The organism is Demequina capsici (assembly GCF_032102965.1).
Lineage (GTDB): Bacteria > Actinomycetota > Actinomycetes > Actinomycetales > Demequinaceae > Demequina > Demequina capsici.
Map to the genome: position 1 here is coordinate 2,040,601 of NZ_CP134880.1, position 14,696 is coordinate 2,055,296.

Below are 14,696 nucleotides of genomic sequence, written 5' to 3' on the forward strand. Positions count from 1 at the left end.
CGGAACGCGCGCCCTGTGAGCACACCAGTGCACTGGGCACGACGATCCGAGCACTCAGGTGCTCACAGGATCCGGGCGGGCCGGATCAGGCGAGGATGGCGCCCTTCGACGCCGACTGCACGAGCTTCTGGTAGCGGCCCAGCACGCCCTTCGTGAAGCGCGGCGCGATCGGCTCCCAGCCCTCCTTGCGGGCGGCCATCTCCTCCTCGGGCACATGCAGCTCGAGCGTGCCGTCGGACACGTTGAGCGTGATCTTGTCGCCATCCTTGACGAACGCGATCGGCCCGGCGTCCACGGCCTCGGGAGCGATGTGGCCGACGCACAGGCCCGTCGTCCCTCCGGAGAAGCGGCCGTCCGTGATGAGCAGCACGTCCTTGCCCAGGCCGGCGCCCTTGATGGCAGCGGTGATGGCGAGCATCTCGCGCATGCCGGGGCCGCCCTTGGGGCCCTCGTAGCGGATGACGACGCAGTCGCCCTTCTTGATGTCGCCGGCCTCGAGCGCGTCGAGCGCCGCGCGCTCACGGTCGAAGACGCGCGCGGTGGCCTCGAACACCGAGTCGTCGAAGCCGGCCGACTTCACGACGGCGCCCTCGGGGGCCAGCGAGCCCTTGAGGATCGTGATGCCGCCCGACTTGTGGATCGGGTTGTTGAGCGCACGGACCACGCGGCCGTCGATGGTGGCCGGCTTGAGCTCGGCCATGTTCTCGGCGAGCGTCTTGCCGGTGACGGTCATGACGTCGCCGTGCATGAGACCCGCCTCGAGCAGCGTGTTCATCACGGCGGGCACGCCGCCCACGCGGTCCACGTCGTTCATGACGAACTGACCGAACGGCTTGAGGTCTCCCAGGTGCGGGACGTCCGCAGCGATGCGGGCGAAGTCGTCGAGGGTGAGGTCCACCTCCGCCTCGTTCGCGATCGCGAGCAGGTGCAGCACCGCGTTGGTGGAGCCGCCGAACGCCATGACGACCGCGATCGCGTTCTCGAGGGCCTCCTTGGTCATGATGTCGCGCGCCGTGATCCCCTTGCGAAGCATGTTGACCACCGCCTCGCCGGACTTGTGCGCGTAGTAGTCGCGGCGTCGGTCAGGGCTGGGCGGCGACGCGGAGCCGGGGATCGACATGCCGAGCGCCTCACCCACGGACGCCATGGTGTTGGCGGTGTACATGCCGCCACAGGCGCCCTCGCCGGGGCAGATGGCCTTCTCGATCGTGAGACGGTCCTCCTCCGACATGAGGCCCGCGGCGCACGCACCCACCGCCTCGAACGCGTCGATGATCGTGACGTCCTTCTCGGTGCCGTCGGACAGCTTCACGTGGCCGGGCATGATCGAGCCGGCGTAGAGGAACACCGACGCGAGGTCCAGACGCGCCGCAGCCATCAGCATGCCAGGCAGCGACTTGTCGCAGCCGGCCAGCAGCACGGAGCCGTCCAGGCGTTCGGCCAGCATCACGGTCTCGACCGAGTCGGCGATCAGGTCGCGCGACACGAGCGAGTAGTGCATGCCCTCGTGGCCCATGGAGATGCCGTCGGAGACGGAGATGGTGCCGAACTCCAGCGGATAGCCGCCGGCGGCGTGCACGCCCTCCTTGGAGCCCTGCGCCAGGCGCTGGAGCGAGAGGTTGCAGGGGGTGATCTCGTTCCACGAGCTCGCGATGCCGATCTGGGGCTTGGCGAAGTCGTCGTCGCCGAGGCCCACGGCACGAAGCATGCCGCGCGAGGCAGTCGCCTCGAGGCCGTCGGTCACCTGGCGGGAACGGGGCTTGATGTCGGGCGTCTCTGTCATGAGCCCGAGTCTAGGACCGGGCCGACGCGCGTTCCCGCCACGGCACGAAATCGGGCCTAGCGCTTGACGCCGCGTCAACTTCTCCCGACGGTCACCGCATGTTCATCGAAGGTTCACCCCTCGCCCACCTCCACGCCCCCCTCGGATCCCTACCGTGGAGAAGGCGAGGGGAGCCGAGGATCTCTCCTCGTATCCGAGACACCGGCCCGACGAGGAACCCGTGCGGCGCCGGTCGAGCCAAGGAGTCCCCATGTCCCTGCTCCCCCACTCCCGACCAAAGGCACGACGCCTCGCCGTCGTCGCGGCTCTGGTGGCCACCTGCGCCGCGGTCGCCGCGCCTGCGCAGGCCGCCATCGTCGACGACCCGATCACCTGGTCCGCCGACGACGCGAGCCTCGCGATGCAGCCGATCGGAAGCTTCGACACCGGCGTGTTCGACGCGTCTGCCCAGGAGATCGTCGAGTACCACGCAGCCACCCAGCGCCTCTTCACGGTCGACGCGCTCACCGGGCGGATCCGCGTGCTCGACGCGTCCGACCCCACCCACCCGACGGAGCTGTTCGACCTGGTCACCGCGGGGGCCACCGCGTCCGACGGCGCGGCCATCCCGTCGACGGCGCAGGCCAACTCGGTCGCCGTCCGCGAGGACGGCCTGGTGGTGGTCGCGGTGGAGAACGACCCGAAGACGGACGCCGGCTGGCTCGTCTTCTTCGACGCCGCGGGCGACGGCACCTCGCTGGGCGCGGTGCGTGTGGGGGCGCAGCCGGACATGGTCGCGATCACGCCCGACGGCTCGAAGGCCGTCACCGCCGACGAGGGCGAGCCGGACGACGCGACGTACACGATCGACCCCGAGGGCACCATCACCGTCGTGGCCCTTCCCTCCGACATCGCCGCGTCGGCCCAGGCCGACGTGCGCACCGCCGACTTCCACGCGTACGAGGGCGACTCGCTGCCCGAGGGCGTACGCGTGTTCGGAAAGGAGGTGGACACCGTCCACCCCGTCTCTGCGAACCTCGAGCCCGAGTACGTCACCGTCGACCAGCAGTCACGCAAGGCGTACGTGACGCTGCAGGAGAACAACGCGATCGCGGTCGTGGACCTGCGCTCCGCGACCGTCACGGACATGTGGTCGCTGGGCGCGAAGGACTGGTCCGCAGTCGGCCTCGACGCGTCCGACAAGGACGGCGCGATCAACATCGCCACCTACCCGGTCAAGGGCCTCTACATGCCTGACACGATCGCTTCCTACCAGGTGCGAGGCACCACCTACCTGGTGACCGCGAACGAGGGCGATGCCCGCGAGTGGGGAGACTACGAGGAGCCCGTCCGCATCAAGGACCTGGGCAAGGACGGCGTCGCCCCCCTGTGCGACGGCGTGCTCACCGCCGCGCAGCGCTCGAACGACGAGCTTGGTCGCCTCGACGTCTCACGCGCGTCCGGCCTGAACGCCGACGGCACCTGCTACGAGGAGCTCTACGCCTTCGGCGGCCGCTCCTTCTCCATCTGGACCACGGACGGCGTCCAGGTGTTCGACTCGGGCGACGACTTCGAGCAGATCACCGCGCTCGCCGAGCCCGACTACTTCAACTCCGACAACGCCGCATCCGACCTGGAGTCCCGCTCGGATGCGAAGGGCCCCGAGCCGGAGGGCGTCACGATCGGCAAGGTGAGCGGTCGCACCTACGCCTTCATCGGCCTGGAGCGGGTGGGCGGCGTGATGGTCTACGACATCACCAGCCCGACGGCGCCGACCTTCGTCACCTACGTCAACAACCGCGACTTCTCCGTGAGCGCGGAGGACGCGATCGGCGACGGCGGCGACGAGGCGACCGTGCTGGCCGCGGCGGGCGATCTGGGGCCTGAGGGCCTCACGTTCATCCCGGCTGACGACTCTCCGTCCGGCGAGCCCCTGCTCGCGGTCGCGAACGAGGTGTCGGGCACCACCACGCTGTACTCGCTGAGCGTGCTCGGCAAGCCGAAGAAGCACTGAACGAACGCCGGGGGCCGACGGGAGGCGGGCGCGTCTCCCGTCGGCCCCTCGACGTCGCTTCAGCGATCCCGAAGCACCCTCGGATCGGGACGTCTCGCCTCTTGACACGCACCGCCGCGAGCGTAATGTTGCCGCTCGTGACTCAACGTCGGGCGCGCGTGAGGCGCCTTCTCATCGGGGCACCGCTGCCCAGCAGCGCGCACGAGGGCCAGCTCCTGCGCAAGCGGATGGCGCTCCCGATCTTCGCGTCCGACCCGCTGTCCTCCGTGGCGTACGCGCCTCAGGAGCTGCTGCTCATCCTCGCGGCGGGCGGCACCGCGCTCGTCGCATTCACGCCCCTTGTGGCCACCGCGGTCGTCACGCTGCTGATCGTCGTGGTCGTGTCCACGCGACAGCTGGTCAGGGCCTACCCGTCCGGCGGAGGCGACTACGAGGTGGCGGCACGCAACCTCGGCGAGCGCGCGGGCCTGGTGGTCGCGTCGGCGCTGCTGATCGACTACGTGCTCACCGTGGCAGTCTCGGTCGCCTCGGGGGTGGACAACATCATCTCGGCGCTGCCGGGGCTCCACGAGTGGCGAGTGGAGATCGCGCTGGCGTGCGTCGCGGCGCTGGTCGCCATCAACCTCCGAGGAGTCGCCGAGGCCTCGAAGGTCTTCGCGATCCCCACCTATCTGTTCATCGGGTCCGTGCTCGTGATGATCGTGGTCGGAGGCGTCCGCGACCTCACCGGGTCGCTCCCCGTGGCAGAGTCCGCCCGCTACGCCGAGCACGGGGCGCAGCTGTCGCAGGCGGCGATGGTCCTGGTGCTGCTGCGGGCCTTCGCGTCGGGATGCTCCGCCCTGACGGGCGTCGAGGCGATCGCGAACGGGGTGCAGGCGTTCCGCAGGCCCAAGGTGCGCAACGCGCAGCTCACGCTCGTCGCCATGGGGTCGGTCGCGATCACGCTGTTCGTCGGCGTCACGTACCTGATGCTCCGCACCCACGTGCACTACGTCGCCGACCCATGCTCGCTCTCAGGCATCACGAGCTGCGACACCTACGTGCAGCGCTCCGTGATCGCACAGGTCGCGTCCGCCACGCTCGGCGGGGATCGCAGCGTCGGGTTCTACGTGGTCCAGGCCACGACGGCGCTCGTGCTGCTGCTCGCGGCCAACACCGCGTTCAACGGCTTCCCCCTGCTGGGCGCGGTCCTGGGCCGCGCGCGGTACGCACCGAAGGCGATGCTCGCCCGCGGAGACCGGCTGGTGTTCTCGAACGGGGTGCTGATCCTCGGGACCGCGGCGGGTCTGCTGCTGCTGGCCACCGATGCGTCGCTCACCGTGCTCATCCAGCTGTACATCATCGGCGTGTTCGTGAGCTTCACCCTGGGCCAGACCGGGATGGTGGTCCACTGGACGCGGCGCGCCGAGCTCCTCTCCCGGCATGGTCGAGCGACCCGCGGGGTCCATGCGCGGCGCGTCGTCAACGTGATCGGCGCTGCGGCGACGAGCGTCGTGCTGGTGATCGTGACGGTCACCAAGTTCACGCATGGCGCCTGGCTCGTGTTCCTCCTCATGCCCGTGCTCTGGTTCCTCATGCTCAAGGTCAACCGCTACTACGCGGCCGTCGAGGTGCAGATCGCACCCGACGGGTCCACCAGGTTCGGCTCCTCGGGCGATCACGCGATCGTGCTCGTCCACACGTTGCACAAGCCCGCGCTCAAGGCGATCGACTACGCGCTCGCCGCCGAGCACGCGTCTCTCGAGGCGGTCCATGTGGCCACGTCACGGTCTGGGGCGCGCGCGCTCAGGGCGCAGTGGGAGGAGATGGGCATGGCCGTGCCGCTCACCATCCTGGAGTCCCCCTACCGCGACGTGTCCACCCCGTTGATCGAGCACATCAAGTCGCATCGGGACGAGCACGGCTCGGAGGTGGTCTCGGTGTACGCGCCCCACTACGTGTACGGGCATTGGTGGGAGGGGCTTCTGCACAATCGCAAGCTGGGCCGCATCGAGAAGCGCCTTGCGCTGTGCCCCGGAGTCGCAGTGGTGCTCGTGCCCTGGCTGCTCGACTCCACGCAGGCGCTGTTCGAGCGTCAGCCTCGCCCGCTCGTGGGCCTCGAGCGCCGCGGCGTGTCCGGGCTGCCGCCCGTACGTCGCAACAGCCCTTGACTCCAACTTGCGCTTGACGCGGCGTCAACTTCTACCCTGGTCTCCATGACGGACACGGACAGCACCTGGGACATCGCGCAGGTCGCACGCATGAGCGGGATCACCAGCCGCACGCTGCGCCACTACGCCGACGTGGGCCTGCTCGCCCCGGCGTGGACGGGGCACGACGGTCGCAGGCACTACGGCAGGCCCGAGCTGCTGCGCCTGCAGCACATCCTGGTGCTGCGCGAGCTCGGCACCGGCCTGGACCGGATCAAGGCGATCGTCGACTCCGACGACCAGCCGACCGTCGTGGCGCTGTTGCGCGACCACCTGGGCGGGCTCACCGCCGAGCGCGACCGCTACGCCAGGCTTGCGGCGACCGTCGCGCGCACCATCGACTCGCTCGAGAAGGGACGACCCATGACCTCGGAGCAGATCTTCGACGGCTTCGACCACGCGGAGTACGAGCCGGAGGCCCGCGAGCGGTGGGGCGACGCCGCGGTCGACCGCTCCAACGCCAAGTGGGAGGCGCTGGGCAAGGAGGGCCAGCAGCGACACCTGGACACCCACCGTGAGGTGGTGGAGGCGTTGGGCGCCGCCAGGCGAGTAGGCCTGGGGGCGGACAGCCCGGAGGTGCAGGAGATCGTCGCCCGCCACTACGCCTGGGTGTCGCTGTTCTGGACCCCCACCGAGGAGACCTACACGGGACTCACGCAGATGTACGTGGACGACGAGCGGTTCCGCCGCAACTACGACGAGGTGGCGCCGGGCGCTGCGGCGCTGCTGCGCGACGCCGCGGCGATCTGGGCGGCAGAGCACCTGTGAGCGCCTCCACCGCACACAGGCGGACTCCATGCTCCGATTTGCTTGAACACTCAAACATCTGGAATAGTTGAATTGTCATCTAAGTTGACGTGGACAGCGGCGCGGACGCCGCCCCTCACCCCATCACTCTCTTCCAGAGGAGGATTCGTCATGCCCCGCATCGGAATCATCGTCGGCTCGATCGCCAAGAACTCCATCAACCGCACGGTCGCGAACAACGTGGCCGCTCTCCTTCCCGAGGGCTTCGAGGCCGAGTTCCTCGAGTTCGCCGAGCTGCCCATGTACAGCTACGACCACGATGCCGCCTACCCCGAGGTCGCACTCGCGTGGAAGGACGCCATCGCGTCCGTCGACGGCGTCATCATCGTGACCCCCGAGTACTCGCGCTCCATCCCCGGCGTCCTCAAGAACGCGCTCGACTGGGCCGCCCGTCCCTGGGGCCAGGGCTCGTTCAACGGCAAGCCCGTCGCCATCATGGGCGCCTCGATCGGCGCCGCCGGCACCGCAGCGGCGCAGCAGCACCTGCGCGCGATCCTCGGCCACTACAACGCCCCCACCATGGGCCAGCCCGAGACCTTCTTCCAGTACAACGCCGACGCGTTCGGCGCCGACGGCACCGTCCAGGACGAGGCCTCCGCAGCCGTCCTGCGCGGCTTCGCCGAGGCCGCTGCCGCCTTCGTGGGCGCGCAGGTCTCCGTCAACGCGTAACCCCGCACCCCGCCCCGCAACCGGGCGGAGGTGACCCGCGGCGCGTTCGTCACTGTCGCGCCGCCACGGGCCCGTCGAGCATCCCCCCTCGCTCGGCGGGCCCTTCGCATGCCCGCCGAAGGAATGCCCACGCCCGCGTCGGCCTTGATACCGACATGACTCTCTGGTGGGCCCGACGCGACCTGCGCCTCGCCGACAACCCGGCGCTGCTCCAGGCGCAAGCAGACGGCCCCACGGCGGCCGCGTTCGCCTGGACACCTGCGCTCCACCTCTGGTCGGGCCGGCGCCGCGCACACCTGGCCCGCGTCCTGTGGAGCCTGCGCGAGGACACGGGTGGCGCGCTCGCGATCCGGCGAGGCGCAGCCGCAGACGTGATCGCCGCGGCCGCCCGCGAGGCCGACGCGCCTGTGGTGTGGGCCGCTCGCGAGCACACCCCGTCGGGAGTCCGCGAGCAGGACGCGGTGCAGCGGGCGCTGCACGCCGAAGGACGCGAGCTGCGGTTCGTCGGCAGCCCTTATGCGATCGCGCCCGGCCGTGTGCTGAAGACTGACGGCACGCCGTACCAGGTGTTCACCCCGTTCTCCCGCGCGTGGCGCGAGCACGGCTGGCGCTCCCCCGCCGGCGCGGCGGACCCGCAGCGGTTCCGTCCGCTGGACTCCGACGTCGACCTGGACCAGCAGGCTGCGCATGGGGACACCGAGGACCCCCTCGAGAGCCGCCACGAGTTCCGCGAGTCGCAGGTGGTCGCAGACCTGCACAGCTTCGTGGACTCCGATCTGCCGCGGTACGCGGCCGAGCGCGACCGCCCCGACCTGGACAGCACGTCCCACCTCTCGGTGCCGCTCGCCTACGGACAGCTCCACCCGCGCACGGTGCTCGCCCTCACGGGCCAGGTGCGCACCGACGCGGCGCGCATGTTCGAGTCGGAGATCGCGTGGCGCGAGTTCCATGGAGACGTGCTGCACCACCACCCGTCGGCCCAGCGCGAGTCCCTCACACCGGTGATGCCGGAGGACGCGTGGGCCACGGGACGCGAGGCCGACGCGTCGTTCCTTGCCTGGCGACGGGGCGAGACCGGGTTCTCCCTGGTGGACGCCGGCATGCGCCAGCTCGCGGCGACGGGCATCTTGCACAACCGCGTGCGGATGGTGACCGCGAGCTTCCTGGTCAAGGACCTTCATCTGCCGTGGCAGCGGGGCGCCGATCACTTCCGGCGCTCGCTGCTCGACTACGACCACGCCCAGAACCAGCTGAACTGGCAGTGGGTCGCCGGCACCGGGCGGGACGCGGCACCCTTCTTCCGTGTCTTCAACCCCGACGTGCAGGCCGACCGCTTCGACCCCGATCGCCGCTACCGTCAGAGATGGATCCCCGAGCTGGACACCCCCGGATACCCGATGCCGATGCTCGACCACCGAGTGGAGCGCGAGGTGGCGCTCGCACACCTGAGACAGGGAAAACGGCCCTCAAAGGGATGATTCGCCCTGCCACGTCGATCGATTCGTGTCAATCCGCTGTGGCGTGTTTCACATTTCACGTACGCACCGGCTACTTTGGTGCCATGGCATATGACGAGGTGGATGCCTGGATGGCCCACTATGACAACCCGATGCGCGAGGTCGTGCAGCGGGTCCGCCTCATCCTCCTGGCGTCGGACGACCGCATCGAGGAATGCATCAAGTGGAAGACGCCCACGTTCGTCTACAAGGGCAATCTGGCCTCGTTCTTCCCCAACTCGCGCAATCACGCCACGGTGATGTTCCACCACGGCGCGCTCATCCCCGGCAGGTTCCCTCACCTCGAGGGAAGCGGGAAGGCCGGCCGCGTCATGAAGATCGCGTCCATCGCGGAGGCGGAGGAGTACCGCGAGGAGCTGTCCTCCATCGTGGAGAGCTGGATCGCATGGCGGGACTCGATGGAGCACGCCGCCGCCGCCTCCTGAGCAGGCCCATCACACGGCGCGCGGCCGCCGCTCCACGTCAGCGCGGCGCAGAACCCACCACGTCAGCGCGGCGCGGAACCCACCATGACAGCGTTCGGCGCCTCGGCACCCTCGCGCAGCGCGACCACCTGCCTGCGGACCAGGTCGGTGTAGCGTCGGTTGGTCAGCACCTCGAAGCCGGCCACGTGGGGCGTGATCAGGCAGTTCGGTGCACTCCACAGCGGGTGGCCCTGCGGCAGCGGCTCCGGGTCGGTCACGTCGAGCGCGGCATGGAGGCGCCCCGCAATCAGCTCCGCGAGCAACGCGTCGGTGTCCACCACCTTGCCGCGACCCACATTGATCAGCAGCGCACCGTCCGGCATGGCGGCGAGGAAGCCCGCGTCGACCAGCCTGTCCGTCGACTCGTCGTGAGGCGTGACGATGACCACCACGTCGAAGCCGGGCAGCACGGTCGCAAGGTCGGCGACCGCGTGCACGGTGGTGCCGTCAGGCGCCACCCGCGCCGATCGCGCCACGCCCTCGACGTGGACCTCGCACGCGCGCAGGCGAGCGCCGATCGCCTCACCGATCGAGCCGTAGCCCACCACCAACGCTCGGGAGTCGGCCAACGGCGGAGTCCACGGGTCCTGCTCCCACACGCCGCGGCGCTGCGCGTCGAGGTACTGGGGCAGACGCCTGCGCGAGGCGAGCGCGAGCGCGAGCGTCATCTCGGCGACCCGGGTGTCGTGGACACCGCGGGCGTTCGCCAGGACCACGCCGTCTGGGACGATCGCGGCGACGTGCTCGTAGCCCGCGCTGGGGATCTGGATCACCTTGACGTTCGGGCACGTGCCGATGCGGCCGTAGATGTGCCGCCCGCCATGCAGGTGCGGCAGGCACACCAGGCCGATGCGGTCGCGCTCGTCGTCCGGCGCGTCGGTCTCCTTGGGGTTCCACAGCACGAGGCGGACGTCGTCACCCAGGTCTCCCAGGGCGTCGGCCACCTGCTGGTCGGGCACGGCGACGGTGATCATGCGGCCAGTCTGGCACGCACCGATCAGGCCTCCTGACGCAATCTGGCCACCCGCTCGGCCAGCTGCGCAGGGTCCCGCAGATAGGCCAGCATGAAGATCTCGGCGGCGCCTACCAGGTGGACCCGGGAACCGAGCTCGGCGCGCACGATCGTGAGGTCGCCGGACATGGGGGCGAAGGAGTCTGCGGCCACGGCGGCCGCGAGGCGATCGGGGGCGGCGCTCCAGAGAGAGCCGAGCGCGCCGCCGAGCACCACCATCGAAGGATTGAACACTGAGGCGAGGTCTCCGATCGCTCCAGCGAGGATGCCGATCTGGCGGTCGATCTCCTGCTCGACCCCGGGCCGCCCCCGTGCTGCGTCGAGCTCGTCGTCGAGCTCGGACAGGTCCACGTCGTCGCGACCGAGCGCGGCGAGCAGCCGCCGGAGGTTGACCTCCGTCTCGAGGCAACCGGTACGGCCGCAATGGCATCGCTCCCGGCCGCCATCCACGCGGGTGTGGCCGAACTCGCCACCGTAGCCGTCACGGCCTCGCAGCGTGACGCCACCGGTGATGGCGCCGCCGCCGATGCCGGAGTACGAGCCGTTGAGGTACACCAGGTCCGCGACGCCCCTGCCCGCACCGAACACCGCCTCGGCGACCGTGGCGATGCGAGCGTCGTTCCTCACCTGGACGGGCAGGCCCAGCGCGTCGGAGAGCATCGCGCCGAACGGGACGTCGTGCCAGTCCATGTGGGGCGCGTCGACGACCACGCCGTCAGCCGCGCGCACCAGGCCAGGGACGGCGCATCCGACGCCGACGATGACGACGGGCTCCGGGAGCTGGGCTATCACGTCCGAGGCGAGCTGGGAGACGAGAGAGACGATCTGCTCGGGGCGTGCGCGTCCCTCCGTTGGCCGGCGCAGACGCCCCAGGAGCGCTCCGCCAAGGCCGATCACGCCCACGGTCACGGCGTCGAGGTCGGGATACACCGCCAGGGCGGCGACGTCGCGAGCGGGGTACACGTGCGAGCTCGGCCGTCCGCGGCCGGCGTGCTCGGAGGGCGACACCTCGTGAACCAGGGCGCCCTCGACGAGCTCCGCGACCACCTTGAGGACGGTGGAGCGGTTGAGCCCCGTGAGCCTGGTGAGCTCGGCGCGGGTGACGCCCGGACGGTGGTGGACCGCGGTGAGGATGGTGGAGAGGTTGTGGCGCCTGGTGTCCTCCGGGCCCGAACCCTGGGCGGGGACGAGCAGCCCGCCCGCCAGCGCGGCGGGTGCCGCGGGGACCACGCCAGGAGCGGTGGTGGGTGCGATCTCCGCGTCCGTCACTGCATCCTCCTCAGGTGGTCGTGGGCTTGCGGTCGCCGTCGTCGCCGACGTGCCCCGATCCTAGGCGCGGCGTTTGACACGACGGGCCGACGCGTTTAAGTTTACAGCATCAACTATTGATCGACGAAGATCGGAGCACGACCATGGCACCCGCCCCCACGCGTGAGGACCACTTCACCTTCGGCCTCTGGACCATCGGCTGGAACGCCCAGGACCCCTTCGGCAGCGCCACCCGCGGCCCGCTCGGCGCCGTGGACGCGATCCACAAGCTCTCCGAGCTCGGCGCCTACGGAATGACCTTCCACGACGACGACCTCTTCCCGTTCGGCTCATCGGACGCCGACCGCCAGGCCGCGATCGACGCCCTCAAGAAGGCGTGCGACGAGACCGGCATGGTCATCCCCATGATCACCACCAACACCTTCTCCCACCCGGTGTTCAAGGACGGCGGAGTCACCTCCAACGACCGCGCCGTGCGCCGCTTCACCATCCGCAAGATCCTGCGCAACATCGACCTCGCCGCCGAGCTCGGCGCCAAGACCTTCGTCATGTGGGGCGGCCGCGAAGGCGCCGAGTACGACTTCTCCAAGGACATCCGCGTCGCGCTCGAGCGCTACCGCGAGGCCGCGAACCTCTTCGGCGACTACGTGCTGGAGAAGGGCTACGACCTCAAGTTCGCGATCGAGCCCAAGCCCAACGAGCCCCGCGGCGACATCCTGCTCCCCACAGTCGGCCACGCGATGGCGTTCATCGAGACGCTCGACCACCCCGAGCTGGTGGGGCTCAACCCCGAGGTGGGCCACGAGCAGATGGCCGGCCTCAACTTCACGGCGGGCATCGCCCAGGCCCTCTACCAGGGCAAGCTGTTCCACATCGACCTCAACGGGCAGCGCGGCATCAAGTACGACCAGGACATGGTCTTCGGCCACGGCGACCTCATCAACGCGTTCTCGCTCGTGGACCTGCTCGAGAACGGCGGCCCGGCCGGCGGCCCGGCCTACACCGGACCGCGTCACTTCGACTACAAGCCGTCCCGCACCGAGGACATCGACGGCGTGTGGGAGTCCGCCAAGGCCAACATGCGCATGTACCTGCTCCTCAAGGAGCGCGCACAGGCGTTCCGTGCCGACCCCGAGGTGCAGGAGGCCCTGCTGGCCGCGAAGAACGACCAGCTCGCGCAGACCACGCTCGCCGAGGGCGAGACCACTGCCGACCTGCTCGCCGACGCCTCGGCCTACGAGGACTTCGACGCCGACGCCTACTACGACGGCGAGGGCTTCGGCTTCGTCCGCATCCAGCAGCTGGCCGTCGAGCACCTCATGGGAGCTCGCGGCTAGGCTCAGCCCCACGTCCGCGACAGCCTGACACCTCCTCCAAGGTGCGCTCGCGGATCAGGGGCGGGCCCTGACTCCTCTCCAGCCAGGGCCCGCCCCGCCCCCTCCTTCCTCCATCCTGAAAGGACGCGCGATGACGCTCGTCGCCGGAGTCGACTCCTCGACCCAGAGCTGCAAGGTGGTCGTCCGCGACCTCGAGACCGGCGACGTGGTGCGCACGGGCCGCGCTTCCCACCCCGACGGCACCTCGGTGAGCCCCGAGGCCTGGTGGGAGGCGCTGATCCTCGCGATCGCCGACGCGGGCGGGCTCGCCGACGTCGCGGCGATCTCGATCGGCGGGCAGCAGCACGGCATGGTCACGCTCGACGAGTCCGGCTCCGTGGTCCGCGACGCGCTCCTGTGGAACGACACCCGGTCCGCAGGCGCCGCCGCAGACCTCATCGCAGAGTTCGGCGCCGACTCGCTCGCCGCGCGCACGGGGCTGGTCCCCGTCGCTTCCTTCACGTCCACCAAGCTGCGCTGGCTGCGAGACGCTGAGCCCGACAACGCGGCCAGGGTCGCCGCCGTTGCGCTCCCCCACGACTGGCTGACCTGGCGTCTGCGCGGGTACGGCCCCGTCGGCGCGTCGCCGCTCGGTCCCGTCCTGGACGAGCTCACCACGGACCGTTCCGACGCGTCAGGCACCGGCTACTGGAGCGCGACCACCGGCGAGTACGACCGTGACCTGCTGATCGCCTCGCTCGGGCACGACGCGGTCCTGCCGCGGGTGCTCGGCCCCGGCGAGGCCGCGGGCACCGGCGTCGTCGACACCGCCGCCGATGACGGCTCGCTCCTGACCGGCCTGATCGTCGGCCCCGGCGCAGGCGACAACGCGGCCGCAGGGCTGGGCCTGGGCGCCGTGGCAGGCGACGTCGTCGTGTCGCTGGGCACCTCAGGCACCGTGTTCGCGGTGACGGACACCACCAGCGAGGACGCCACGGGCATCGTCGCCGGGTTCGCCTCGGCGTCCGGCGAGTACCTGCCGCTGGTATGCACCCTGAACGCCGCTCGCGTGCTCGACGCGTTCGCTCGGGTGCTCGGCGTGGACCACGACGAGCTGGGCGAGCTGGCGCTCGCGGCCTCCCCTGGCGCAGGCGGCGCCGTGCTGGTGCCCTACTTCGAAGGCGAGCGCACCCCCAACCTCCCCGACGCGACGGCGACCCTGTTCGGGTTGACGCTCCTGTCCACGACCCGCGAGAACCTCGCCCGCGCCGCCGTGGAGGGCATGCTGTGCGCACTGGCCGACGGCGTCGAGGCGATCCTCGCGCAAGGCGTCGAGGCCAAGCGGCTGCTCCTGGTCGGCGGTGCGGCGCAGAATCCCGCCGTGCAGGCCATCGCCGCGCAGGTGTTCTCGGTGCCCGTGCAGATCCCGACGCCGGGCGAGTACGTGGCCGCGGGCGCGGCGGTCCAGGCAGCATGGGCGCTCACTGGAGCCCGACCGGAGTGGGCCGTCGACGTGGTCGCGAGCCCCGCGGTCGACCACCAGCCGTTCATCCTGGAGCGGTACCGCGAGGTCGCAGGCACCTACCAGGCATGACGCCTTCCCCCTAGAGAACCCCTACGGCAGATGCCGTAGTTCGATCGCCCCTCACGGACGATGCGCGCGGGCATGCGGTCACG

11 protein-coding genes are annotated in these 14,696 nt (G+C 70.4%); 8 read left to right on the forward strand and 3 right to left on the reverse strand.

The genetic code is table 11. The annotated features are described in order from the left end of the window. Positions 1-85: 85 nt before the first annotated feature. Positions 86-1,783 (reverse strand): dihydroxy-acid dehydratase, encoded by a 1,698-nt coding sequence (ilvD, locus tag RN607_RS09845; protein WP_313542320.1) that lies wholly within the window; start codon positions 1,781-1,783, stop codon positions 86-88. A 250-nt stretch (positions 1,784-2,033) separates the two neighbouring features. On the opposite strand from ilvD, the gene RN607_RS09850 reads away from it, so the two are divergent. The 6 genes from RN607_RS09850 (at position 2,034) to RN607_RS09875 (ending at position 9,383) form a co-directional block, all read left to right on the forward strand. Beyond that, positions 2,034-3,776: a choice-of-anchor I family protein gene (locus tag RN607_RS09850; protein WP_313542321.1), complete on the forward strand. Its 1,743-nt coding sequence runs from the start codon at positions 2,034-2,036 to the stop codon at positions 3,774-3,776. 125 nt (positions 3,777-3,901) lie between these two features. Beyond that, complete coding sequence (locus RN607_RS09855; protein WP_313496750.1) at positions 3,902-5,926, forward strand: APC family permease; 2,025 nt, start codon at positions 3,902-3,904, stop codon at positions 5,924-5,926. Between the two features lie 45 nt (positions 5,927-5,971). Beyond that, complete coding sequence (locus RN607_RS09860) at positions 5,972-6,733, forward strand: MerR family transcriptional regulator (protein ID WP_313542322.1); 762 nt, start codon at positions 5,972-5,974, stop codon at positions 6,731-6,733. A gap of 150 nt (positions 6,734-6,883) precedes the next feature. Next, on the forward strand, positions 6,884-7,441 hold the full coding sequence (locus tag RN607_RS09865) for an NADPH-dependent FMN reductase (RefSeq protein ID WP_313542323.1): 558 nt from the start codon (positions 6,884-6,886) through the stop codon (positions 7,439-7,441). 155 nt (positions 7,442-7,596) lie between these two features. Beyond that, the gene (locus RN607_RS09870) at positions 7,597-8,919 is read left to right on the forward strand and encodes a cryptochrome/photolyase family protein (protein ID WP_313542324.1); all 1,323 of its coding nucleotides are present in this window, start codon (positions 7,597-7,599) and stop codon (positions 8,917-8,919) included. An 83-nt stretch (positions 8,920-9,002) separates the two neighbouring features. Then, a complete protein-coding gene (locus RN607_RS09875) occupies positions 9,003-9,383 on the forward strand; it encodes a DUF1801 domain-containing protein (protein WP_313542325.1) in 381 nt (126 codons plus the stop codon). Between the two features lie 62 nt (positions 9,384-9,445). Here the strand turns inward: RN607_RS09875 and RN607_RS09880 are convergent, their stop codons facing one another. Continuing rightward, positions 9,446-10,396 (reverse strand): 2-hydroxyacid dehydrogenase, encoded by a 951-nt coding sequence (locus tag RN607_RS09880; protein ID WP_313542326.1) that lies wholly within the window; start codon positions 10,394-10,396, stop codon positions 9,446-9,448. 23 nt (positions 10,397-10,419) lie between these two features. Further along, complete coding sequence (locus RN607_RS09885) at positions 10,420-11,703, reverse strand: ROK family transcriptional regulator (RefSeq protein ID WP_313542327.1); 1,284 nt, start codon at positions 11,701-11,703, stop codon at positions 10,420-10,422. 143 nt (positions 11,704-11,846) lie between these two features. Between RN607_RS09885 and xylA the strand changes: the two genes are divergently transcribed. Together xylA and xylB are read left to right on the forward strand one after the other, a co-directional pair. Next, positions 11,847-13,040 carry a xylose isomerase gene (xylA, locus tag RN607_RS09890; protein ID WP_313542328.1) on the forward strand — a complete coding sequence of 398 codons (1,194 nt, stop codon included), beginning with the start codon at positions 11,847-11,849 and terminating at the stop codon, positions 13,038-13,040. 130 nt (positions 13,041-13,170) lie between these two features. Continuing rightward, complete coding sequence (xylB, locus tag RN607_RS09895; RefSeq protein ID WP_313542329.1) at positions 13,171-14,613, forward strand: xylulokinase; 1,443 nt, start codon at positions 13,171-13,173, stop codon at positions 14,611-14,613. Positions 14,614-14,696: the final 83 nt, after the last annotated feature.

Excerpts from the sequence above, each read along its gene's own strand:
- xylB (WP_313542329.1), top strand. The coding sequence starts at position 13,171 with ATGACGCTCGTCGCCGGAGTCGACTCCTCGACCCAGAGCTGCAAGGTG.
- xylA (WP_313542328.1), top strand. The coding sequence starts at position 11,847 with ATGGCACCCGCCCCCACGCGTGAGGACCACTTCACCTTCGGCCTCTGG.
- ilvD (WP_313542320.1), bottom strand. The coding sequence starts at position 1,783 with ATGACAGAGACGCCCGACATCAAGCCCCGTTCCCGCCAGGTGACCGAC.
- RN607_RS09850 (WP_313542321.1), top strand. The coding sequence starts at position 2,034 with ATGTCCCTGCTCCCCCACTCCCGACCAAAGGCACGACGCCTCGCCGTC.
- RN607_RS09870 (WP_313542324.1), top strand. The coding sequence starts at position 7,597 with ATGACTCTCTGGTGGGCCCGACGCGACCTGCGCCTCGCCGACAACCCG.
- RN607_RS09875 (WP_313542325.1), top strand. The coding sequence starts at position 9,003 with ATGGCATATGACGAGGTGGATGCCTGGATGGCCCACTATGACAACCCG.
- RN607_RS09855 (WP_313496750.1), top strand. The coding sequence starts at position 3,902 with ATGTTGCCGCTCGTGACTCAACGTCGGGCGCGCGTGAGGCGCCTTCTC.
- RN607_RS09880 (WP_313542326.1), bottom strand. The coding sequence starts at position 10,396 with ATGATCACCGTCGCCGTGCCCGACCAGCAGGTGGCCGACGCCCTGGGA.
- RN607_RS09865 (WP_313542323.1), top strand. The coding sequence starts at position 6,884 with ATGCCCCGCATCGGAATCATCGTCGGCTCGATCGCCAAGAACTCCATC.
- RN607_RS09860 (WP_313542322.1), top strand. The coding sequence starts at position 5,972 with ATGACGGACACGGACAGCACCTGGGACATCGCGCAGGTCGCACGCATG.